We start from the raw sequence: 23453 nt of genomic DNA, 5'->3' as shown, positions 1-23453 counted from the left end.
GAACACGGCGATATCTCATTATCCAGCCTGTCGCCGCCGGGCAGGAGGAGCGATTTCAGCCCGTACCGCCACCGCGCCAGCCCCCGCAGGCAAGGCCAGATTATCTGCTGCATGAAGCGTGACGAGCGTATTCACTGAGAGTGGGGCAATTCCCCGTCTCCGTCAAATCATTGCTGGCTTTCTTTGCGCGGCTGGCGCAGGACCTCATTGATCTGCGGTTTATCAATCGGCCCCGTTATGCGATAGCGCAAAATTGACACCTTGCTCCACAGCGGCCCCAGCACCTTGCTGGCGGCAAACACGGCGGCACCGACAATAGGGTTGACCGCAAACCCCGCCGCCACCCCCACCGTTGCGGAAATTTCCGGTGCCACCACCGCCTCCACCTTCAGCTCGCGGCGCACCAGGTTTACCGATCCCTTCATGGCGATATCCGCCTCCAGCCCGTCCACTAACGTATCGTCAGTATGCAGCACGCCGTCTTTAATCCACGCATTGCTGTGAATAGAGTCAAAATAAAAGCCGTCGCCAAAGGTATCGCTAAAGTCAAAGCGCAGTTTGCGCAGCAGCGCGTCGAAGCTTATCAGCCGCAGCAGCTGCCCGGCATGGCCGGTGTTCAGATCGGTAATCTCACCTTTCCCCAGCCGGGTACGGATGATGCCGTTGAGCGAGGCTTCGTCCGGCTGCCACGGCGGGTTGCGCCAGTGGAGATCGTAATCGACGTGAAATGAAGCATCGCGGATCGGCGTCGGAACTCCGAAGAAGCCGGCGGCGGCGTCTATCTTATCACCCTGCAGCCTGCCCTTCAGAGCGGTACGCTCCCGACCGGGGGCATTAACCCAGACGCCCTCCGCGGTCAGCCTTGCGAAACCGGTGTCCAGCAGGGCGTTGTTCAGCGTCAGGGTATCGCCCTGAATAGCAATATCACCGGCGATGCGGCCATACTTTTGCCCCCACAGCCAGCACGCCTCACAGCGAAGCTGCAGATCGGGCCAGCCGCGAAAGCTTATCCCGCCATCGGCGGCAAACGGCGACGCGGCGGAGGCATTGGCTCTGCGTTTCGCCGTGCCGGGGTTGTAATAGAGATAGTGAATATTTGCCAGCCACGGCCCATGGTCGCGCAGCGCCAGCGTAGCGTCGATCTCTCGCCCCTGTGCGGCGATCCGGGTGCCTCCCGGCACGGGCTGTGAAGCGATGCGCAGATTGTTCCACCGCTGTCCACCCAGCGCCAGCGCGGGCGTGCGTAGGGTAATGCGCTGCGGAAACGTCGCCGGGCTGTTCACTTTTTCCGTCATGCCCTTGCGGAACAGCGCCAGCCATTCGGCACCGTCTATCGCAGGCAGATTAAGCTCCACCCCCGCCTGTTCCGGTAGCGGGGGAAGCGTGGTGCCGCTGGTGTTCCAGATTGCCCGCTCCAGAGTCAGCCGATGATTAAGCAGCCAGCGGCTGTTAAACCGCTCGCCTTCGCCAGCCTTGCCGCTCAGGGAAAAGCCGTGCAGATCGCCGTCCACCTGCAGATTAACCGGCAGCGGCTGCCCCGCCGGCTTGCGCAATGGTGAAGGTAAGCGGCTACTTACATTTTTCAGATCGCCGTCCAGCTCAACGCGATAGGTCAGGCCAGAATGATACGGCAGATCGATCCCCACCCGGCCGCGCCAGGCCGCGCTGCCGCTGACGGCATCGTTAAGCCCCGCAGGCAGTACGCCGGTGCGGGCGGGCTGCCAGTCACCCTTAAGGTTGACCGCCACCTGCATAGCCTTTGGCCCTTCACGGGTAGTGAAATTGACGCTCAGCGGCTGATTAAACCAGCGCGCGGTCAGCGGCCCGCTGGTAAGGTTGCCGTTAATAAAGCTGAATTTACCGCTCAGGTTCTTCAGCGTGCTGTCGAGCGGTTTAATAAATAAGGCGTTGTTATGCAGCGAAACGTCGCCTTTCGCCGTTACCTGCCTGCCATCCAGCGGAATGTCGAGATGTAAGCGAGCGCTTACATCACCATCAAGCTGCAGCTGGGCCAGGGTGGCACCGAGCGACTCCTTCAGCGGCGTGGCGTCAAAATAGGGGCCGACCGCGCTTCCCGGCCCGCGGATATCGGCATCGATCAGCAGCTTTTCTTTCGCGTAATCGGGAATGGCCGCCGTCAGATGGCTCGCCTTAACGCCGCCCAGGCTGACCCCGTCCGTCTTCATCCACAGGCCGTCGTTCAGGAAATCCAGCTCAATGTTCAGGCCCGTCAGCGCCGGCCAGCCGGGCTGAAAGGCAAAGGTCGCGTTACGCAGCGGCACCCGCACCTCAAACTGCCCCTCGTTATGCTTATAGGGGAACAAGCGGGGGTTGCCGCCGTACACCAGGGTGGCGTCATCGGCGGTGCCGCCCTGAATCGCGCCGCTGAGGTAGTCCACCAGCGCTTTGCCCATCAGGTTATGCGGAAAGTAGCGCCAGGCCTGCGAGCCGTCGTCGGTGCTGATGCCCGCCAGAATGCCCAGCCACGGCTCGCCCTCTGCGGGCTGCAGGTAGCGAAAACCGCCGCGCGCATGCACCGCCTTCGCCCTGACGTCAATATTGTGGCCGTCCAGCTGGAAGCCCTGCTCATTCTTCAGCCAGCTCAGCCTCGCCACGCCGTTCTCAATTTCAAGCGGCGCGCGGAACACCGTCTCGTAAGGCATTTTCGCCTGCGTCATGGAGGCGGTCAGCGCGCCGTTCTCCACGCTGCCGGACAGGGTGCCAGAAAAGTGCTCCACTCCCGGTAGCAGCTTCCACTGCTTCCAGGCCAGATCGCGCCAGCTCGCCTGAAAGCGCGTTTTTTCGGTCGCCTGCAGCGGAATATCCAGCGCCAGCCGGTCTATCTTGCCCTTCGGCTGGGTGGCGCGCCAGATGTCGCCCAGCGCAGGGGAGATTTTTGCCGCTATCGGCCGTAGCCCTTTAAGGCCCGACAGCTCAAGATTGCTGGCACGAACGCGCAGCTCATCGCCGTCACCGGCCTGTCCGGGTAGCCAGGCCAGGTTCAGGGCTCCGCTCGGCCAGCGCTTGCCGTCCATGGTAATGCGGGTATCAGGAATGGAAAACTGCCAGCCGGGCCGCTCGCGGCTGACGTGCGCCGTCAGGTTATCCACCGACAGCGCGTGCTCGCCCTTTTCGCCCTGCCAGCTGGCACCGCCCTGCTTCAGCCAGACGTCGCCGCCGGAAATCTCACCTTTAGCGAGGGTCATCCAGCCTTCGAGGCTAAAGCGCGCGGTCTGCAGCGCCACGTTATCCTGCATCCATTTGCCCAGCCACGGCTTCACGTCGATATCGTCGGCCTGCAGCCAGACCCGGCCGTTGTTCAGCAGCCCGTCATCGTCACGCAGATCCATCCGCACCAGCATCACCCCGTGCTGGCCGGTCAGGCTGGAGAGGCTGACCTGTCCCTCGGCGCGATGGCGGTTTTTATCGTTAAGCCACGTCAGCTGCGGGATCGCCAGCTCGGCGTGCTGGCCCGACGGCGTCAGAAAGCCGATCTGGCTGTCCCGCAGATCGAAGTGGTCGAACTGGCGCAGGAACAGATCGCTGAGCCGATCGGCCTCCATCCCCTTACCATCGCGTTGCCGGAAGGGAGTGTTGGTACGAAAATTGAGCTGCCAGAAAGTGAGATCGCGGAACTGCCAGCGCATGTGCAGCAGGCTTTGCCAGACGTCCAGCGCCAGGGTGACGCGCTTAACGGAGAGTTGGCCGCCGTCCTTCAGCCCGGCGTGAACGTCGCGGGCTTCCAGGGTGGGACCGAAATTTTGCCAGCTGGCGGTAAGCCGGCTGGCGGAGACCGGAATGCCGGTGGTGGACGCAATTTTGCCAAGGATCGCCGGCCGCCAGTCGTCGAGATGGGGCAGAGCCAGGCGCAGGCCGCTGACCAGCAACGCCGCGATGACGACGAGTGCGGCTCCAGTGAGCAGTAAAAACCCCGGCAATCGCCTCACGCCTCTCTCCTTGTCTGCCAATAACGCACCGTTAAATATCCGGCTCAGCGTCTCGTTACATCATGACAACGTCAAATTGCTCCTGGTTATAGAGCGGTTCAATCTGGACCTTGACCTGTTTGCCGACAAAGATTTCCACCTCCGCCAGCGCGTGCGACTCTTCCCCCTTCAGGGCTTCTGCTACCGCCGGAGAAGCATAGACCAGAAAACGATCGGAGTCGTAGGCGTGGTGGACGCGAACGATTTCACGCATGATTTCATAGCAGACGGTTTCCACCGTTTTTACCGTGCCGCGGCCGTGGCAGGTGGGGCATTCGTTGCACAGCACGTGCTCCACGCTCTCCCGCGTACGCTTGCGCGTCATCTCCACCAGCCCCAGCGGCGAAAAGCCGTTGACGCTGGTCTTCACCCGATCTTTGCTCAGCGCCTGCTCCAGAGAGTGCAGCACCCGACGCCGGTGATCCTCATTATTCATGTCGATAAAATCGATGATGATGATCCCGCCCAGGTTACGCAGGCGCAGCTGGCGGGCAATCGCCTGCGTCGCCTCGATATTGGTATTGAAGATAGTATCGTCGAGGTTGCGATGGCCGACGAAGGCACCGGTATTGATATCGACGGTGGTCATCGCCTCGGTCTGGTCGATAATCAGGTAGCCGCCGGACTTTAGCTCCACCTTGCGCTCCAGCGCCCGCTGGATCTCATTCTCCACGTCGAAAAGGTCGAAGATCGGCTGACGGCCGCTGTAGTGCTCCAGCTTGCTGGTCATTTCCGGAATATATTCGGCGGTAAAGTCCAGCAGCGACTCGTAGGTCAGACGGGAATCGACGCGGATACGATCGAGCTGGGCGTCGGCGAAATCGCGCAGCACGCGCTGGGCCAGCGCCAGCTCGCCGTACATCTGATAGCGCGTCTGGGAGCGCTTCTTGCGTTCCATGACCTTTGTCCAGACCCGCTTAAGGTAGGCGGCGTCAGAGGCCAGATCCTCTTCGCAGACGCCCTCTGCCGCCGTGCGGATGATAAATCCGCCCTGCTCGTCGCAATACTCGGCCACCACCTTCTTCAGGCGCTCGCGCTCGCTTTCGCTTTCAATGCGCTGAGAAACCCCCACGTGCGACGCGCCGGGCATAAACACGAGATAGCGGGAGGGCAGCGTGATATCGGTGGTCAGGCGCGCTCCCTTGGTGCCAAGCGGATCTTTCACCACCTGCACCATCAGATCCTGCCCCTGGCGCACCAGCTCGGAAATGTCGCGAACGGTAAACTGCTTTTGCTCCTCACCCGCCACGCATTCGGTGTGCGGCATAATATCGGAAGCGTGCAAAAACGCGGCTTTCTCCAGGCCAATATCTACAAAAGCCGCCTGCATACCCGGAAGTACGCGGCTGACCCGACCCTTGTAGATATTGCCTACGATCCCGCGCCGCGCCTCGCGTTCAATATGAATTTCCTGCAGAATACCGCCATCGATATACGCCACTCGCGTTTCCGATGGCGTTACGTTTACCAACAGTTCAGCCGTCATGTTGATCCTTTTTCTCGCGCAGTGAAATAAACTCGCCCAGCAATTCCTCGGTTTCAACCAGCGGCAGGCCAACCACGGCATAGTAGCTGCCGCCGATCGTTCTGACGAAACGGCCGCCCAGCCCCTGAATACCGTACGCGCCGGCCTTATCCATAGGTTCGCCGCTGGCGATATAATCCGCGATATCCCTCTCGCTCAGCGCCCGAAAGGTGACGTCAGTGGCCACCAGACGCTCCAGCACCCGCCGGCGGTCCGCCAGCGCGATGGCCGTCAGCACCTGATGCGTTTTTCCGGAAAGCTGGCGCAGCATATACGCCGCATGGGTCGCGTCGCGCGGCTTCTCCAGCACCCCGCCGTTAAGCGTGACGATGGTATCGGCCCCCAGCACCGGCAAATCGCGCGACGCCTGCGCCACGCCCGCCAGCGCCTTTTCCCGCGCCAGACGACAAACGTAGCGCCGCGCGCTTTCGCCCTCGCCGCGCCGCTCTTCAATCCCCGTAACGATACGTTCGAAGTCTACGCCCAGCTGAGTCAGCAGCTCCTGACGGCGGGGCGAGCCGGAGGCCAGATAAAGTGACGTCATAGAAACCTTTTATTGCACGGCAAACTGCTGACGCACTTTGCGCATCAGCAAGAAGATCCATGGCCAGAGCACGCCGTTCACTACACTACCCCAGAACACTTCCGGCCTGAAAGAGACGTTGATCACTAAAAACTCGGCCCAGAAAACAATAGTGTCCACGACCAGGGAAAGCAACACGACCACCAGCGCCTGCTGCCAGAGCGCCAGATTGCGAAACAGCTGAAACTTCAGCGCCACCAGCCAGGCAATAATGCTCATTGAGAGCGCCCGCACGCCCAGCGTCGAACCGCTGATAAGATCGAGGATAGCGCCCATCACAAAGCCGGTGCCGACGTTCACGCGGTGCGGCAGCGCCAGGATCCAGTAGAGCAGAATAAGCAGCACCCAGTTCGGCCGATAGACGATAATCTCCTCCGGCCAGGGCATGATTTGCAGCAGCAGCGCCACAAAAAAGGAGAGCCAGATAATCCAGCGCCCCTGACGACGCATACTGGCCACTAGCGGCCTCCCGGCGTGCGCTGGGGCGGCGTGGTAGTCTCTTGCGCAGCAGGTGAAGCGAGACCGGTGGCAGGTGCCGGCATCGGCGCAGGCGGGCCCATTGCATCCGGTGACGGCAGGACCTGCGGCATCATCTGCAGCAGGCGCTCGTTAGCAACGCGGTGCACCTCTTCCGGCGTCATCGGGTTCGCGCCGTTACGATCCGCTCCCCACAGCAGCAGCAGATAGCGTAAACGCTGCAGCCCCGCCGTCGGGCGCGCCTGGATAACGGTGTAGGCCCGCTGGGTGTCCAGCCTGACGGAGGAGACCACGGCAACCGGATAGCCTTCCGGAAAACGACCGCCCAGGCCGGAGGTCACCAGCACGTCGCCGACGCGAATATCGGTATTGGCGGGCAGGTGTTCAAGCTGCAGATCGTCGGTGCAGCCGTTGCCGGCGGCGATAACGCGAATATCGTTACGCAGCACCTGAATGGGCAGTGCGTGGGTGGCGTCACAAATCAGCAGCACCCGGCTGGTTAGCTTGGCTACCGCCACGACCTGACCCACGACGCCCTTATCACTGATGACCGGCTGACCTTCATAAACGCCGTTCATGCTGCCCTTGTCGATCACCACCTGGTCGCTGTAGGGGTCGTTCACCGTGGAAATCACCTGGGTTACCATCTTCTGCTCGTCATGACGCAGCGGCGAACCCAGCAGCTCGCGCAGACGCGCGTTCTCCTGTTTGTACTGCCCCAGCATCAGCAGCGCGCTGTTTTTCAGCAGTAGCTCCTGGCGCAGCGCCCGGTTTTCCAGCTCCAGCCGATCGCGGGACGCCAGCGCCTGCGATACGCCATCAAGTAACTCTCTGGGACCATTGGAAATAAAATAGAAAGGGCTGACGGCGGTATCCATGTACGTGCGGATCTGGCTGAACGTCCCCAGGCGGCTGTCGGCGATAATCACGCCGAGCGCCACCAGTACCGCCAGCACAATGCGGATCTGCAGCGACGGGCCACGGCTAAAAATTGGCTTCATAAGCTTGCGTATTCTCGTATCAGATTCGGCAGGGAAAGGCGACTCACCCTGCCAGCCTCTGATTACTCTTCGCTGAACAGGTCGCCGCCGTGCAGGTCGATCATTTCCAGCGCCTTGCCGCCGCCGCGCGCCACGCAGGTCAGCGGATCTTCAGCAACAACCACTGGAATGCCGGTTTCTTCCATTAGCAGGCGGTCAAGGTTGCGCAGCAGCGCACCGCCTCCGGTGAGTACCATACCGCGCTCGGAGATATCGGACGCCAGCTCCGGCGGGCACTGTTCAAGCGCGACCATCACCGCGCTGACGATGCCGGTCAGCGGCTCCTGCAGCGCTTCGAGGATCTCGTTGGAGTTCAGGGTAAAGCCGCGCGGAACGCCTTCCGCCAGGTTACGCCCGCGCACTTCGATCTCGCGGACTTCGTCACCCGGATAGGCGGAGCCGATCTCATGCTTGATGCGTTCAGCGGTGGCCTCGCCAATCAACGAACCATAGTTGCGGCGCACGTAGTTGATGATCGCCTCGTCGAAGCGGTCGCCGCCAATGCGCACGGAGGAGGAGTAGACCACGCCATTCAACGAAATGACCGCAACCTCGGTGGTGCCGCCGCCGATATCCACAACCATGGAGCCGGTTGCTTCGGAAACCGGCAGGCCCGCGCCAATGGCCGCGGCCATCGGTTCTTCAATCAGAAACACTTCACGGGCACCAGCGCCCTGGGCGGATTCGCGGATCGCGCGGCGTTCAACCTGGGTCGCGCCGACCGGTACGCAGACCAGAACGCGCGGGCTTGGACGCATAAAGCTGTTGCTGTGCACCTGCTTAATAAAGTGCTGGAGCATTTTCTCGGTCACGAAGAAGTCGGCGATAACGCCGTCTTTCATTGGGCGAATGGCAGCAATATTGCCCGGCGTACGGCCCAGCATCTGCTTCGCATCATGACCCACGGCGGCCACGCTTTTCGGCGAACCGGCACGATCCTGACGAATGGCCACCACGGAAGGCTCATTCAATACGATGCCTTGTCCTTTTACATAAATGAGGGTATTCGCAGTACCCAGGTCAATGGACAAGTCATTAGAAAACATGCCACGAAATTTTTTCAACATACTAAGGGATAATCCTGAAAGCTGGGGCGGAAAACAAAATCCGCTTACTTTACCAACCACACGCAGCAGCGACAAGGCGCAAAAATCATCTGCTACGGTGAAAATTAGTGCAGTTCGTTTCCTTTGTTACAAAACTCTGGCTGAGTCCTTCAGAACTGAATATTTCAGCAGAAAACTCGCCCCATTTGTAACCTGGCCAAGGACATTCACCTGCATACATGCTGCTACAAACCGGCGGGCAGACTGGCTTCCCCCCATCCCCATCAGGCGCAGCGCGCGTTATTCTACGTGAAAACACACTAAACGGCAGGTTAAACCGAATATCTTTGTGAATATTTTTTCACGTTAGTGTCAAGGGGCTGCGAGGAGGCAAAAAAGTCGCCCTGCCCACCGGCAACCCCGCGCGCCGTCAGCGTATTCCACTCATCGCGTGTACGCACACCGGTGGCATAAACCTGGGTATGGGTGCCGGTACAGGCCTCCGCGAGACTTTGCACCAACAGCTGGTTTTCCGTTCGCTTCTCAATGTTTCTTACCAGCCCCGGATGGAGCTTAAGCAATTCGACCCTGAGTTCCTTAATCCAGCTGGTGCTGACCAGCGTTAAACCAGCCTGCGTGACCGCCACGCGCGCGCCCAGCGCGTTAATCAGACGGACAATGGGGCGTAATCGGTTGATGTGTTGACCTACATCTGCCTCCGCAAGTTCAATAATTATGCGTTTGCGATGGGATTTTTCACACTGCATCAGCGTATCGCGCAGCCAGCGCTGAAAACGCGGGCGAATCAGCGACTCCACCGAGACCTGCAGCGCCAGATTTTCCTCCGGCCAGTAGCCGAGCAGCGGTATAAGGCGGCCAATCTGCTGGCGGTCATACTCTTCGGCTAAGCCAAACTGCAGCACCATCGGCATATACTCTTCGGCGATCACCTCTTCCTTGCCGTCAAAAATCCGGCACATCAGCTCGCGGTGGTGCACCCGCCCGTCGCAGGTGACCGCCGGCTTTTGATAAATACGCGGCCCGCCCCGGCTGAGCATCTGCTCGATCAGGGTCCGCCAGCGCACGTTGCCCCGTCCTTTTTCTGGCAGCGTGTCGTCATAAACCGCCCAGCCGTTGCCGCCCTGCAGCACCGCGTTACGGGTCGCCGCCTCGGTGTGATCCATGACCTGCTCGGTCGATTGCCCGCTGCGCCAGGCGCAGATGCCGATATGCACCATATCGTCACGATCGCGTATTTTATGCATCGGCAGCGTATCAACCGCTTTCAGGAGCTGCCCGGCGATGCTTTCGGCCTCTTTCAGCGTGCGGTGCGGCAGCAGGACGGCAAAATCGCTGAGGTGATAGCGTGCCAGCAGCGCGCCGGGATAGCGCATCATAAAGGTCGACAGCAAGTTAATCAGGATAAACAGTTCATCTTCCGCCATGCCGCGCCCCCGGCCTTCCTGCAGCAGGCTAAAATCGGGCAGACGGATCATCATCACAACCCCGTGCGCGCCGACTTTCTCCTGATCTTCCAGCATCGTTGCCAGCTGATTATCAAAAAAGAGGCGGTTGCCCAACCCTGTTTTTGTATCCTGAGCGGCATAGGAGCGGATTAGCGCGTCCAGCCGGCTGCGCTGCTCGCTGGCAAACTGAATTTCGGAAAGCAGCGTATCCAGAGCGCTGCTGGCGCGCTCCGGCCACTCGTAGACCGAGCCGCGTACGTTTTGCCCGCGCTCGCCGTTCAGAATGCGGGTGGCGCGCACCTCCAGCAGCTCCTGTCCGGCAAGCTGGCGCTGCAGCCACTGCACCGCCAGAAACAGCAGCAGTATGATAAAGCCGATGGACAGAGTGAGCGGTGCGGTGGTTTTTAGCGAATGGAAAATATTGCCCATCGGATCCTGATAGGTCATGTGCAGCGACATGCCGGGATGCTTTAACAACGGAACGGTCAGGTGGATGAGCAAGTTACCGGGGCCGACCGGACGGTAACTTTTCTGCCGCGAATAGCCGTCGACCCGCTTTCCGCCGTGCAGCAGCTTAATCTGCACGATGTCCGCCGTCATCATCAGCTCGTTAACCTGCGGCTTCAGCGTGGAGAAATCGCTGGAGACCATCCGGGCGTCGATGGCCGTAGCGACCGCCTGTACGCGATCTCTGAGCTTATCCTGGATCGCGTTGTAAAAGCTCAGCGAACAGCCGACCAGGGTCATAAAAATGGTTAGCCCGGTAAGCAGGGTGACAAACGCTGAAAATTTCGTCGTTAATCGCATCCTTGTGTTAACTCCGACGGTTGGAAACGGTACGAAAGTGGTAAAGCGACACGAAAACGTAAAACTGAACGCGAAGTTTAACCAGGCATAAAAGAATGCGCGCATATTACCAAATCAGGCTTAACTGGCAATTTATTGCGTTAAATCGGCATCACGTTTCATTTAGCGAGTATAGTCTTTGGGACGATTTTTCCAATTCACCAGGCAAATTGAGGACACGTTATGCAGGCTTTGATCCTGGAACAGCAGGACGGTAAAACTCTCGCATCCGTACAGAAGCTCGAAGAGAGTCGGCTGCCGGAAGGCGACGTTACGGTGGACATTCACTGGTCCAGTCTGAACTACAAAGATGCGCTGGCCATCACCGGGAAGGGAAAAATTATCCGCAACTTTCCAATGATTCCCGGTATTGACTTCGCGGGCACCGTGCGCGCCAGCGAAGATCCCCGCTTCCACGCCGGACAGGCGGTGCTGCTGACCGGCTGGGGCGTAGGTGAAAACCACTGGGGCGGCCTCGCGGAGCGCGCGCGCGTCAAAGGCGACTGGCTGGTGGCGCTGCCCGACGGGCTGGACGGGCGTAAAGCGATGATTATCGGTACTGCCGGCTTTACCGCCATGCTGTGCGTCATGGCGCTGGAAGAGGCCGGCGTGCGGCCCGAAGCGGGCGAGATCGTGGTGACCGGTGCCAGCGGCGGCGTGGGCAGCACCGCCGTAGCGCTATTGCACCAGCTGGGCTACCGGGTGGCGGCCGTTACCGGTCGCGAAAGCACCCACGCCTATCTGCAGAGCCTCGGCGCAGATCGTATCCTCGGACGCGATGAATTTGCCGAAACGCGGCCGCTGGAAAAGCAGCTGTGGGCCGGTGCCGTCGATACCGTCGGCGGCAACGTGCTGGCGAAGGTGCTGGCACAAATGAACTACGGCGGCTGCGTCGCTGCCTGCGGTCTGGCGGGCGGTTTTGCCCTGCCCACCACGGTGATGCCGTTTATTCTGCGCAACGTCCGCCTGCAGGGGGTCGATTCGGTCATGACGCCTGCCGACCGTCGTACCCGAGCCTGGCAGCGCCTGGCCAACGATTTGCCGGAATGCTTCTACGACCAGACGGCAACGGAAATTACGCTGGAGCAGGCACCCACGTTTGCCGAAGCCATCATGAATAACCAGGCACAGGGCCGCACGCTGGTGAAAATTAGCTAATCAATCACCCGTGCACCTTACAAATTAGCAACAAAATTTCTCAGCACGCTGACGGACTCCCTGCCATAGTAACTACGCGCTATGGCTACCCAGGAGTCCGTTATGAAGAAAATTCGTCCCTTTACAGAAGCCGATGTTACCGCCGAGTCGGCTTTTTTTATGCAGCGGCGTCAGGTGCTGAAAACGCTGGGGATCGGCGCTGCCGCCCTCTCTTTACCCACCGCGGCGCACGCCGATCTGTTAGGCTGGTTTAAAGGTAACGATCGCTCCCCCGCGCCGCCCGGCAAGCCGCTTGAGTTCAGCAAGCCCGCCGCCTGGCAAAGCCCCCTCCCTCAGACCCCGGAAGCCAAAGTCATCGGCTATAACAACTTCTACGAATTCGGTCTCGACAAGGCGGACCCGGCGGCCAACGCCGGCAGTATGAAAACCGATCCCTGGACCCTGAAGATCGGCGGCGAAGTGGCAAAGCCCCTGACGCTGGATCACGATGACCTGTTTAACCGCTTCCCGCTGGAGGAGCGCATTTACCGGATGCGCTGCGTCGAGGCGTGGTCGATGGTGGTGCCGTGGATTGGTTTTCCGCTTCAGAAACTGTTGGCGCTGGCTGAACCCACCGGCAGCGCGAAATATGTCGCCTTCGAAACGCGCTACGCTCCGGAGGAGATGCCCGGCCAGAAGGATCGCTTTATCGGCGGCGGCCTTCAGTATCCCTACGTTGAAGGTCTGCGCCTGGATGAGGCCATGCATCCGCTGACGCTGCTGACCGTCGGCGTCTACGGCAAAACGCTGCCGCCGCAAAACGGCGCGCCCGTCCGCCTGACCGTACCGTGGAAATATGGCTTTAAGGGCATTAAGTCGATAGTCAGCATTACCCTGACCCGCGAGCGGCCGCCGACGACCTGGCATCTTTCCGCGCCGGACGAGTACGGGTTCTACGCCAATGTCAATCCGCACGTCGACCATCCGCGCTGGTCGCAGGCGAGCGAGCGCGTTATCGGCGCGGGCGGCATTCTGGACGTACAGCGCCAGCCCACCCTGCTGTTTAACGGCTATGCCGACGAGGTGGCGTCCTTGTATCACGGTCTCGATCTACGGGAGAACTTTTAAGTGCGTCTGACGGCAAAACAGATTACCGGACTGAAAGTCGTGCTCCATTTCGCCGGATTGCTCCCGCTGCTGTGGCTGATCTGGGCGCTGAATCACGGCGGCCTGAGCGCCGATCCCGCTAAGGATATTCAGCACTTCACCGGCAGGACGGCGCTGAAATTCCTGCTGGCCTCCCTGCTGGTCACGCCGCTGGCGCGATACGCCAGGCAGCCGCTGTTGATTCGCACCCGACGCCTGCTGGGGCTATGGTGTTTCGCATGGGCAACGCTGCACCTGGCCTGCTATGCGCTGCTGGAGCTGGGCATTAATCACCTGGCGCTGCTGGGCCGCGAGCTGCTTACCCGCCCTTACCTGACGCTGGGCATCCTCAGTTGGCTGATCCTGCTGGCGCTGGCGCTGACCTCCACGCGCTATGCGCAGCAAAAGCTGGGCAGGCGCTGGCAGCGTTTACACAATTTCGTCTATCTGGCGGCAATTCTGGCACCCGTTCATTATCTGTGGTCAGTAAAAATTTTATCACCGCAGCCGCTCCTCTACGCCGCCCTGGCGATCGCCCTGCTGGCCTGCCGCTACCGCACGTTCCGCCAGTGGTGGCGCTAGCGTCAATAGCCGTGCGCCGCGTTGCCGGATGCGGTCGTACGGTTGTTATCCACATGTTAGCGGTTGATTATCTTCTCTGATAAGACCAGTATTTAGCTGCCAATTGCCACGAAATCGTTATAATGCGCAACCCTGACGCCCGGGCTGGTAATATTTAAGCCGCTGAAAGGGTGACAATCGCGTATCGAAGGTATATTTTGTTTTTTGCCGGAGGATGGCAGAAGATCGCTGCACAATGTCAGATAAGACTCATTTTGAGCGCCGACGCTTACTCTGCCGGCGTCTCGCCGCCCTGGGCTGAATTCTCCCCGCGCAGCGGGACATACGCTTTACGGACAGCGGCAGCACGCTGTCACAAACACACTAAACAAAGAGTACGGAACCCACTCATGGATATTCGTAAGATAAAAAAACTGATCGAGCTGGTTGAAGAATCAGGCATCTCTGAACTGGAAATTTCTGAAGGCGAAGAGTCTGTACGCATCAGCCGTGCGGCACCGAGCGCAGGCTTTCCCGTGATGCAACAGGCCTACGCTGCGCCAATGCAGCAGCCAGCTCTGTCTAACGCCGTCGCGACTGCAACCACGCCGGTAATGGAAGCACCAGCGGCGGCAGCGGAAATCAGTGGTCACATCGTACGCTCTCCGATGGTCGGTACCTTCTACCGCACCCCAAGCCCTGACGCAAAAGCGTTTATCGAAGTGGGTCAGAAAGTGAACGCAGGCGACACCCTGTGCATCGTCGAAGCCATGAAAATGATGAACCAGATCGAAGCGGACAAGTCAGGAACAGTGAAGGCCATTCTGGTCGAAAGTGGACAACCGGTAGAATTTGACGAGCCGCTGGTCGTCATCGAGTAACGAGGCGAACATGCTGGATAAAATAGTCATCGCCAACCGCGGCGAAATTGCACTGCGCATTCTTCGGGCCTGCAAAGAGCTGGGCATCAAGACCGTTGCCGTGCACTCAAGCGCGGATCGCGATTTAAAACACGTACTGCTGGCGGATGAGACGGTCTGTATCGGTCCGGCCCCGTCCGTAAAAAGTTATCTGAATATCCCGGCTATTATCAGCGCCGCCGAAATTACCGGCGCGGTGGCTATCCACCCGGGCTACGGCTTCCTCTCCGAAAACGCCAACTTCGCCGAGCAGGTTGAGCGCTCCGGCTTTATCTTCATCGGCCCGAAGGCCGAGACTATCCGCCTGATGGGCGATAAGGTCTCCGCCATTACCGCGATGAAGAAGGCTGGCGTGCCGACCGTGCCAGGCTCCGACGGTCCGCTGGGCGATGATATGGACGTTAACCGCGCCCATGCCAAACGCATTGGCTACCCGGTGATTATTAAGGCATCCGGCGGCGGCGGCGGTCGCGGTATGCGCGTGGTGCGCGGCGATGCCGAACTGGCGCAGTCCATCTCCATGACCAAAGCTGAAGCGAAAGCCGCTTTCAGCAATGACATGGTCTACATGGAAAAATATCTGGAAAACCCGCGCCATATCGAGATTCAGGTGCTGGCCGATGGCCAGGGCAACGCCATCTATCTGGCCGAGCGCGACTGCTCCATGCAGCGCCGTCACCAGAAAGTGGTCGAAGAAGCGCCGGCACCGGGCATCACCCCGGAGCTGCGCCGCTACATCGGCGAGCGCTGCGCGAAAGCCTGTGTGGATATTGGCTATCGCGGGGCGGGCACCTTTGAGTTTCTGTTTGAAAACGGCGAGTTCTATTTCATCGAAATGAACACCCGTATTCAGGTTGAGCATCCGGTTACCGAAATGATCACCGGCGTTGACCTGATTAAAGAACAGCTGCGCATTGCGGCCGGCCAGCCGTTGTCGATTAAGCAGGAAGAGGTCCAGGTTAAAGGTCATGCGGTCGAGTGCCGTATCAACGCCGAAGATCCGAATACCTTCCTGCCAAGCCCGGGGAAAATTACCCGCTTCCACGCGCCGGGCGGCTTCGGCGTGCGCTGGGAGTCTCATATTTACGCCGGTTATACCGTTCCGCCGTATTATGACTCCATGATCGGTAAGCTTATCTGCTACGGCGAAAACCGCGATGTGGCGATTGCCCGCATGAAGAACGCGCTGCAGGAGCTGATTATCGACGGCATTAAAACCAACATCGATCTGCAGACCCGCATCATGAACGACGAGCATTTTCAGCACGGTGGCACCAACATCCACTATCTGGAGAAGAAGCTCGGCATGCAGGAAAAATAGGCCTGCTTTCGCCATACAAGGCCGGATATTCCGGCCTTTTTTATTGCTGGGGGCCGCCGTGCTCCTTAGGGTACAATTCTCGTTTTCTTCATCCCGGGGGACAAAAAATGGACAAACGTTTTGTTCAGGCCCACAGAGAGGCGCGCTGGGCGCTGTGGCTGACCCTTTCCTATCTGGCTGCGTGGTTAGCAACCGCTTACTTACCCGGCGTGGAGCCGGGCATGACCGGCCTGCCGCACTGGTTCGAAATGGCCTGCCTGCTGACGCCGCTGATCTTTATTTTGCTGTGCCGGGCGATGGTGAAATTTATCTATCGTGAAATCCCGCTGGAGGATGACGATGCAGTCTGAAGTCATTCTGCCGCTCATCGCCTACCTGCTGGTAGTGTTCGCGCTCTCTCTCTATGCGATGCGCAAGCGATCGACGGGCACCTTCCTTAACGAATATTTTCTCGGCAGCCGCTCAATGGGCGGGATCGTGCTGGCAATGACGATGACCGCCACCTATATCAGCGCCAGCTCGTTTATAGGCGGACCCGGTGCCGCCTATAAGTACGGTCTGGGCTGGGTACTGCTGGCGATGATTCAGCTCCCCGCCATCTGGCTGTCGCTGGGCATCCTCGGTAAGAAGTTCGCCATCCTCGCCCGTCGCTATAACGCCGTGACGCTTAACGACATGCTGTTCGCACGCTATCGCAGCCGGCTGCTGGTCTGGCTGGCAAGCCTCAGCCTGCTGGTGGCATTTATCGGCGCGATGACGGTGCAGTTTATCGGCGGCGCGCGCCTGCTGGAGACGGCGGCGGGCATTCCCTATGAAACCGGCCTGCTGATTTTCGGCATCAGCATTGCGCTGTATACCGCCTTCGGCGGGTTTCGCGCCAGCGTGCTCAACGATACCATGCAGGGGCTGGTGATGCTGATCGGCACCATCGTCCTGCTGGCGGGCGTGGTGCACGCCGCGGGCGGCCTCAGCCACGCGGTAGAGACGCTGCGGACTATCGATCCGAAGCTGGTTTCGCCGCAGGGGGCCGACGACATTCTGTCGCCGACCTTTATGACCTCTTTTTGGGTACTGGTCTGCTTTGGCGTGGTCGGCCTGCCGCATACGGCGGTGCGCTGTATCTCCTATAAGGACAGCAAAGCGGTACACCGGGGAATAATAATCGGCACCATCATCATGGCGATCCTGGTATTGGGTATGCATCTGGCCGGCGCGCTGGGACGGGCAGTGCTTCCGGGGCTGACGGTTCCGGATCTGGTCATCCCCACGTTGATAGTGAAGGTTCTGCCGCCGGTCGCCGCCGGGATCTTCCTCGCCGCACCGATGGCGGCCATCATGTCGACGATCAACGCCCAGCTGCTACAAAGCTCCGCGACGATCGTTAAAGATCTCTATCTTAATCTTCATCCTGAGCAGCAACAGAACGAGACCCGGCTGAAGCGGATGTCGGCGGCGATAACCCTGCTGCTGGGCGCACTGCTGCTACTGGCGGCATGGAAACCGCCGCAGATGATCATCTGGCTCAACCTGCTGGCCTTTGGCGGCCTGGAGGCGGTGTTTCTGTGGCCGCTGGTGCTGGGACTGTACTGGGAGCGTGCGAACGCCACCGGTGCCTTAAGCGCGATGATCGTCGGCGGTGGATTGTATGCCGTTCTTGCAACGCTAAATATCCAGTGGCTGGGCTTTCATCCGATCGTCCCCTCGCTGCTATTGAGCTTATTGGCCTTCCTGATCGGCAACCGCTTCGGTGTTTCCGCCCCGCAGGAAGCCATTTTATCTACTGATAAATAAAGAGTTTTACCATGCCATGGATTCAACTGAAATTAAATGCCTCCGACGCTAATGCGGAAGATTTAAGCGATGCCCTGATGGAAGCGGGTGCCGTTTCCATTACCTTCCAGGACACCCACGACACGCCGGTATTTGAGCCGCTGCCGGGAGAGACCCGCCTGTGGGGCAATACCGACGTCATCGGGCTGTTCGACGCGGAAACCGATATGAAGAAAGTGGTGTCGATACTGGAAAATCATCCGCTGCTGGGCGCGGGCTTTGCACACAAAATCGAACAGCTTGAGGATAAAGACTGGGAACGCGAGTGGATGGACAACTTTCACCCGATGCGCTTTGGGGAACGTTTGTGGATCTGCCCGAGCTGGCGCGATGTACCGGATGCCAGCGCCGTTAACGTGATGCTGGATCCGGGTCTGGCTTTCGGCACCGGCACCCATCCGACCACCTCCCTGTGCCTGCAGTGGCTTGACGGCCTTGATTTAACCGGTAAGACGGTAATCGACTTCGGCTGCGGCTCCGGTATTCTGGCCATCGCCGCCCTGAAGCTGGGCGCGGCGAAAGCCATTGGCGTGGATATCGACCCGCAGGCGATTCAGGCCAGCCGTGATAACGCCGAACGCAATGGCGTCTCCGAACGACTGGAGCTCTATCTGCCGCAGGACCAGCCAGAGTGCATGAAAGCCGATGTGGTGGTGGCAAACATCCTGGCAGGCCCACTGCGCGAGCTGGCACCGTTAATCAGCGTGCTGCCCGTTACAGGCGGTCTGCTGGGCCTTTCCGGTATTCTTGCCAGCCAGGCGGAGAGCGTCTGCGACGCTTATGCCGATCTCTTTACCCTCGATCCGGTGATTGAGAAAGAGGAGTGGTGTCGTATTACCGGCTGTAAGAAGTAACGCTTTTCGGTGCGATCGCCCGATCGCACCCTTTTCCTCTAATCCGCTTCTCTTCCCCTGCGTCGCACCGATATAATATCCATTAAAATCATAATATTAAATTATTTCTTACCCAAATGGATTTATTAGGTGAATATATGAAAATCTGTCCCTCTGCAATAACCCTGGCGGCTCTCTGCCTTACCTCTCTGTCCGCTTCGGCGGCCCCGGCTCACTGGAGCTATCAGGGCGACGGCGCGCCCGAGCGCTGGGGAGAAATCAGCGAAGCGTTCAAAGTATGCCAGACCGGCATGAGCCAGTCTCCTGTCGATATCCGGCAACAGTTCGTACGCGAAGAGCGTCTCCCGCCCCTTGAGATCCGCTATGTGGATAGCCCGGCGATCTTTCTGAACAACGGCCACACGCTACAGGCCGCGCCGGACGGCGGTGGCGTAAATTCAATTCAACTTGATGGCTATGCCTACACGCTGGAGCAGTTTCATTTCCACGCGCCGAGTGAAAATACCGTTAATGGCCAGCACTACGCGATGGAAATGCATCTGGTGCATAAAAGCCTGACCGGAAAGCTTGCCGTGGTCGCCGTCATGTTTGAACCCGGCAGCCCTAACAAGGCACTTGAGCATTTGTGGAAAACCATTCCGGCAACGGGCAACAGCGTTTCGCTCTCTTCGCCGGTTAAAATTAACCAGCTGCTGCCGAAGAACAGGGCCTACTGGCGCTTTAGCGGTTCATTAACCACCCCGCCCTGCAGCGAAAAAGTCGCCTGGATCGTCATGAAGTCGCCCTTAACTCTCTCTGCCGAACAGCTGCGTAAATTTAAAACTGCGATGCGTCATGATAACAACCGCCCGACGCAGCCGCTGAACGGTCGGACTATTGTCGAATAGGCCTCCCACGTTCCGCCTTTATCACAGCAGAGGCCAGATAATTTGCCGTTTAATTCAGCAGATTATCTGGCTCTCTGCCGGAATGACTAAGAAAAAATGCGAAGTTGCGCAAAATTGTCGATGTACAAAAAAACGCCATAAAATATCAAGCGATTGATTTTTACAGGAAAATATTTTTCTCCTGACCTCTGAAGCGCGATTCTTTGATCCGCCTCAGTGGATTGCTCAAAGTTTGGCCTTTCATCTCGCGCAAAAAATGCGTAATATACGCCGCCTTGCAGTCACAGTATGGTCATTTCTTAACTCATGCGCATCGGACATTACCAGCTCAGAAATCGCCTGATCGCAGCGCCCATGGCAGGCATCACGGACAGGCCATTTCGGACGCTGTGCTATGAGATGGGAGCCGGTTTAACAGTATCCGAGATGATGTCTTCTAACCCGCAGGTATGGGAAAGCGACAAGTCCCGGCTACGGATGGTGCACGTTGATGAGCCAGGTATTCGCACGGTGCAAATTGCCGGCAGCGATCCTGTTGAGATGGCCGATGCCGCACGTATTAACGTGGAAAGCGGTGCCCAGATTATTGATATCAATATGGGGTGTCCGGCCAAAAAAGTGAATCGCAAGCTTGCAGGGTCAGCCCTTTTGCAGCACCCCGATTTGGTAAAATCGATACTTGCCGAAGTCGTCAGTGCCGTGGACGTTCCTGTAACCCTGAAGATTCGCACCGGCTGGGCACCGGAACACCGTAACTGCGTAGAAATTGCCCAACTGGCCGAAGACTGTGGCATTCAGGCTCTGACCATTCATGGCCGCACCCGCGCTTGTTTGTTCAACGGAGACGCTGAGTACGACAGCATTCGGGCAGTTAAGCAGAAAGTTTCCATTCCGGTTATCGCGAATGGCGACATTACTGACCCGCTAAAAGCCAGAGCAGTGCTTGACTATACGGGGGCGGATGCCCTGATGATAGGCCGGGCAGCTCAGGGAAGACCCTGGATCTTTCGGGAAATCCAGCATTATCTGGACACTGGGGAGTTACTGGCCCCCCTGCCTCTGGCAGAGGTAAAGCGCTTGCTTTGCGCGCACGTTCGGGAACTGCATGACTTCTATGGTCAGGCAAAAGGATACCGAATAGCACGTAAACACGTCTCCTGGTATCTCCGGGAGCACGCTCCAGATGACCAGTTTCGGCGCACATTCAACGCCATTGAGAATGCCAGCGAACAGCTGGAGGCGTTGGAGGCATACTTCGAAAATTTTGCGTAAACAGAAATAAAGAGCTGACAGAACTATGTTCGAACAACGCGTAAATTCTGACGTACTGACCGTTTCTACCGTTAACTCTCAGGACCAGGTGACCCAAAAGCCCCTGCGTGACTCGGTTAAACAGGCACTGAAGAACTATTTTGCTCAATTAAACGGTCAGGATGTCAATGACCTCTACGAGCTGGTACTGGCTGAAGTAGAACAGCCCCTGTTGGACATGGTGATGCAATACACCCGCGGTAACCAGACCCGTGCTGCCCTGATGATGGGCATCAACCGTGGTACGCTGCGTAAAAAACTGAAAAAATACGGCATGAACTAATTTATTCAGTTCGCTGCTTGTGTAAAAAGGCGCGGCCCGACACGGGTGAGCGCCTTTTTTATAGGTATTAGCTGTGAGAATAATCATGAAGGCAGGCATTGAACCTCACTACTTCGGCGATGATACAAAAAAGATTATCCACGGCGATGCGCTTTCGGAACTGAAAAAACTGCCTCCGGAAAGCATCGATCTGATCTTTGCCGATCCGCCCTATAACATCGGAAAAGATTTCGACGGCATGGTGGAGTCATGGGATGAAGAGCTGTTCCTGGCATGGCTGCTGGAGTGTATCAGGGAGTGCCATCGGGTCCTCAGGAAGCACGGCACCATGTATATCATGAACAGCACGGAAAATATGCCCTGGATCGACCTCCAGTGCCGCAAACTGTTTACCATTAAAAGCCGCATCGTCTGGGCTTACGACAGCTCCGGCGTGCAGGCGAAGCGATTCTTCGGCTCCATGTATGAGCCGATTCTGATGATGGTAAAAGATCCAAAGCGCTACACCTTCAATAGCAGCGAAATTCTGGTCGAGGCCAAAACCGGGGCAAAGCGCGCGCTGATCGATTACCGCAAAAACCCACCTCGCCCCTACAATACGCAAAAGGTGCCCGGCAACGTCTGGACCTTTCCGCGGGTGCGCTATCTGATGGAGGAGTATGAGAACCATCCGACGCAAAAGCCCCAGGCCCTGCTGGAGCGCATTATCCTCGCCTCCTCAAACCCAGAGGAGAGAGTGCTTGACCCGTTTGCCGGAAGTTTTACCACCGGTGCGGTAGCGATAGCCTACGGGCGCAAATTTATTGGTATCGAAGTTAACGGCGAATATATAAAAATGGGTTTGCGCAGGCTCAACGTCAGTTCGCACTACTCCTCTGAGGAGCTGGTCAGGATTAAAAGGCGAAAAACCAACAACCTGTCGAAAAAAAGCCGGGAAAGCTAAACGCCGGGCGCTCTCCGGCATCTCCTGTTATATTCCTGTCGCTCTTAAACCCCATGACAATAAGTACCGGGCGCACTATGCAGGCCAGCCGTGCGGCTCCTCTCTTCCGCTCCGCTCTTTCCGGGAGCAGATAACTATTTTGCATCATGAGCTAATGCAGCAATACAATAAAAATCGTAAGGGTTAAACACCTTTATATATTAAGCAGATAACGCTTTCTCTTTCGAAGAGCCTAGCCGATTTCTCCATGATGTTTACAATACTCACTCCTTGAGATTATTTCCCGGGTTCGCCCCTTGTACAGCGGTGGTAAAATAATTCTGGATTCGTAAAAGGTTCAGTCTTTAACGGAACGCTTAATTTGAGGTGACAAGATGAAAAAATTGATTCCGGTCGCATTGCTTACCGCTCTGTTGGCAGGCTGCGCTCATAATTCCCCATGCGTGCCCGTATACGACGACCAGGGACGTCTGGTACATACCAATACCTGTATGAAAGGCACCACTCAGGATAACTGGGAAACGGCTGGCGCTATCGCCGGCGGCGCAGCTGCAGTAGCTGGCCTGACGCTGGGTATTATTGCACTTTCAAAATAATCCTTTCAGGGTGCGGTATTTCCGCATCCTGAGTCCGGATAATTTATGTCCTACATCCACAATAAATAATAACGGTATTTACTCTATATCTTATCGGGAAATTAGCGTTCTCTTGTTTTATCCTGCCGTTCCCCAGTCAACCACCTCGCCTGCAGTTTAACTGGGGCAGCCGTATCAATTAATATTTATAATTCTGCAAGCTGCTTTATTTTATGGTCTGCGCAACGGCAAGGCTTTGCTATGACGACCGGCATCAGGCGCAAAACCACTCGCAGGGCCTTTTACTAACTGAATCATTGTCATCAGCCGCTAAGCGGCGTTTGACTCCGCTGTCGCTGCGTAAACCGCTTGCGCTTAGCGATAAATAATGGGCAAAACAAAAGGCCCGATCTTGCGATCGGGCCTTTTGTTTTATTTGATGTCTGGCGGTTCCCTACTCTCGCATGGGGAGACCCCACACTACCATCGGCGCTACGGCGTTTCACTTCTGAGTTCGGCATGGGGTCAGGTGGGACCACCGCGCTACGGCCGCCAGACAAATTCTTTTTAACGCGCCGAACTTTAACCTAAAAAGTGGTGCTGATACCCAGAGTCGAACTGGGGACCTCACCCTTACCAAGGGTGCGCTCTACCAACTGAGCCATATCAGCACGCTTAATTTGATGCCTGGCAGTTCCCTACTCTCGCATGGGGAG

The 23453-nt window shown here is 57.9% G+C and carries 20 protein-coding genes, 1 tRNA gene and 1 rRNA gene; 13 read left to right on the top strand and 9 right to left on the bottom strand.

What is annotated here, in order from left to right; genetic code table 11:
* Positions 1 to 167 precede the first annotated feature (167 nt).
* From yhdP to csrD, 7 genes are all read right to left on the bottom strand, one after another.
* On the bottom strand, positions 168 to 3947 hold the full coding sequence (gene yhdP / locus GJV78_RS05030) for an AsmA2 domain-containing protein YhdP (protein ID WP_167519381.1): 3780 nt from the start codon (positions 3945 to 3947) through the stop codon (positions 168 to 170).
* Positions 3948 to 4002: 55 nt separating this feature from the next.
* Positions 4003 to 5472 (bottom strand): ribonuclease G, encoded by a 1470-nt coding sequence (rng, locus tag GJV78_RS05025; protein ID WP_155107295.1) that lies wholly within the window; start codon positions 5470 to 5472, stop codon positions 4003 to 4005.
* Entirely contained in the window at positions 5462 to 6055 is a 594-nt protein-coding gene (locus GJV78_RS05020; RefSeq protein ID WP_155107294.1) for a Maf family protein, read from the bottom strand. The genes rng and GJV78_RS05020 overlap by 11 nt, the downstream gene beginning before the upstream one ends.
* Before the next feature lie 9 nt (positions 6056 to 6064).
* A complete protein-coding gene (mreD, locus tag GJV78_RS05015) occupies positions 6065 to 6553 on the bottom strand; it encodes a rod shape-determining protein MreD (protein WP_167519380.1) in 489 nt (162 codons plus the stop codon).
* Positions 6553 to 7572, bottom strand: a complete 1020-nt coding sequence (mreC, locus tag GJV78_RS05010) for a rod shape-determining protein MreC (RefSeq protein WP_155107293.1) — start codon at positions 7570 to 7572, stop codon at positions 6553 to 6555. Before mreC ends, mreD begins: the two co-directional genes overlap by 1 nt.
* A 62-nt stretch (positions 7573 to 7634) precedes the next feature.
* Positions 7635 to 8678 carry a rod shape-determining protein MreB gene (mreB, locus tag GJV78_RS05005; RefSeq protein ID WP_155107292.1) on the bottom strand — a complete coding sequence of 348 codons (1044 nt, stop codon included), beginning with the start codon at positions 8676 to 8678 and terminating at the stop codon, positions 7635 to 7637.
* Positions 8679 to 8989: 311 nt separating this feature from the next.
* Positions 8990 to 10930, bottom strand: a complete 1941-nt coding sequence (csrD, locus tag GJV78_RS05000; RefSeq protein ID WP_155107291.1) for an RNase E specificity factor CsrD — start codon at positions 10928 to 10930, stop codon at positions 8990 to 8992.
* Between the two features lie 222 nt (positions 10931 to 11152).
* Here csrD and acuI point away from each other — a divergent pair, with 222 nt between their 5' ends.
* The 13 genes from acuI to GJV78_RS04935 all read left to right on the top strand — a co-directional run bounded on the left by acuI (position 11153) and on the right by GJV78_RS04935 (position 22758).
* Positions 11153 to 12127: an acrylyl-CoA reductase (NADPH) gene (acuI, locus tag GJV78_RS04995; RefSeq protein WP_155107290.1), complete on the top strand. Its 975-nt coding sequence runs from the start codon at positions 11153 to 11155 to the stop codon at positions 12125 to 12127.
* A 102-nt stretch (positions 12128 to 12229) separates the two neighbouring features.
* The gene (msrP, locus tag GJV78_RS04990; RefSeq protein WP_155107289.1) at positions 12230 to 13234 is read left to right on the top strand and encodes a protein-methionine-sulfoxide reductase catalytic subunit MsrP; all 1005 of its coding nucleotides are present in this window, start codon (positions 12230 to 12232) and stop codon (positions 13232 to 13234) included.
* A complete protein-coding gene (gene msrQ / locus GJV78_RS04985) occupies positions 13235 to 13834 on the top strand; it encodes a protein-methionine-sulfoxide reductase heme-binding subunit MsrQ (protein ID WP_167519379.1) in 600 nt (199 codons plus the stop codon).
* 389 nt (positions 13835 to 14223) lie between these two features.
* Entirely contained in the window at positions 14224 to 14694 is a 471-nt protein-coding gene (gene accB / locus GJV78_RS04980; protein WP_155107288.1) for an acetyl-CoA carboxylase biotin carboxyl carrier protein, read from the top strand.
* Between the two features lie 10 nt (positions 14695 to 14704).
* Positions 14705 to 16054 carry an acetyl-CoA carboxylase biotin carboxylase subunit gene (accC, locus tag GJV78_RS04975; RefSeq protein WP_155107287.1) on the top strand — a complete coding sequence of 450 codons (1350 nt, stop codon included), beginning with the start codon at positions 14705 to 14707 and terminating at the stop codon, positions 16052 to 16054.
* Positions 16055 to 16161: 107 nt separating this feature from the next.
* Positions 16162 to 16404 (top strand): YhdT family protein, encoded by a 243-nt coding sequence (locus GJV78_RS04970; RefSeq protein WP_155107286.1) that lies wholly within the window; start codon positions 16162 to 16164, stop codon positions 16402 to 16404.
* Positions 16394 to 17845: a sodium/pantothenate symporter gene (panF, locus tag GJV78_RS04965; protein ID WP_155107285.1), complete on the top strand. Its 1452-nt coding sequence runs from the start codon at positions 16394 to 16396 to the stop codon at positions 17843 to 17845. Before GJV78_RS04970 ends, panF begins: the two co-directional genes overlap by 11 nt.
* Positions 17846 to 17856: 11 nt before the next feature.
* Positions 17857 to 18738, top strand: coding sequence for a 50S ribosomal protein L11 methyltransferase (gene prmA / locus GJV78_RS04960; RefSeq protein WP_155107284.1), 882 nt, complete (start codon positions 17857 to 17859; stop codon positions 18736 to 18738).
* Between the two features lie 137 nt (positions 18739 to 18875).
* A complete protein-coding gene (locus GJV78_RS04955) occupies positions 18876 to 19625 on the top strand; it encodes a carbonic anhydrase (RefSeq protein WP_155107283.1) in 750 nt (249 codons plus the stop codon).
* A 306-nt stretch (positions 19626 to 19931) separates the two neighbouring features.
* The gene (gene dusB, locus GJV78_RS04950; protein ID WP_155107282.1) at positions 19932 to 20897 is read left to right on the top strand and encodes a tRNA dihydrouridine synthase DusB; all 966 of its coding nucleotides are present in this window, start codon (positions 19932 to 19934) and stop codon (positions 20895 to 20897) included.
* A 25-nt stretch (positions 20898 to 20922) separates the two neighbouring features.
* Complete coding sequence (fis, locus tag GJV78_RS04945; RefSeq protein WP_000462905.1) at positions 20923 to 21219, top strand: DNA-binding transcriptional regulator Fis; 297 nt, start codon at positions 20923 to 20925, stop codon at positions 21217 to 21219.
* Positions 21220 to 21304: 85 nt separating this feature from the next.
* Positions 21305 to 22162 carry an adenine-specific DNA-methyltransferase gene (gene yhdJ, locus GJV78_RS04940; protein WP_155107281.1) on the top strand — a complete coding sequence of 286 codons (858 nt, stop codon included), beginning with the start codon at positions 21305 to 21307 and terminating at the stop codon, positions 22160 to 22162.
* Between the two features lie 374 nt (positions 22163 to 22536).
* Positions 22537 to 22758: a putative periplasmic lipoprotein gene (locus tag GJV78_RS04935; protein WP_155107280.1), complete on the top strand. Its 222-nt coding sequence runs from the start codon at positions 22537 to 22539 to the stop codon at positions 22756 to 22758.
* Between the two features lie 420 nt (positions 22759 to 23178).
* Here GJV78_RS04935 and rrf read toward each other — a convergent pair.
* A 5S ribosomal RNA gene (gene rrf / locus GJV78_RS04930) occupies positions 23179 to 23294 on the bottom strand.
* 38 nt (positions 23295 to 23332) lie between these two features.
* Positions 23333 to 23408: transfer RNA gene (locus GJV78_RS04925), tRNA-Thr, on the bottom strand.
* Positions 23409 to 23453: the final 45 nt, after the last annotated feature.

It is taken from the genome of Intestinirhabdus alba (assembly GCF_009711095.1).
Taxonomy (GTDB): Bacteria; Pseudomonadota; Gammaproteobacteria; order Enterobacterales; family Enterobacteriaceae; genus Intestinirhabdus; species Intestinirhabdus alba.
Note: the sequence above shows the minus strand (reverse complement) of the source record. Positions and strands in the feature narration are given on the sequence as shown.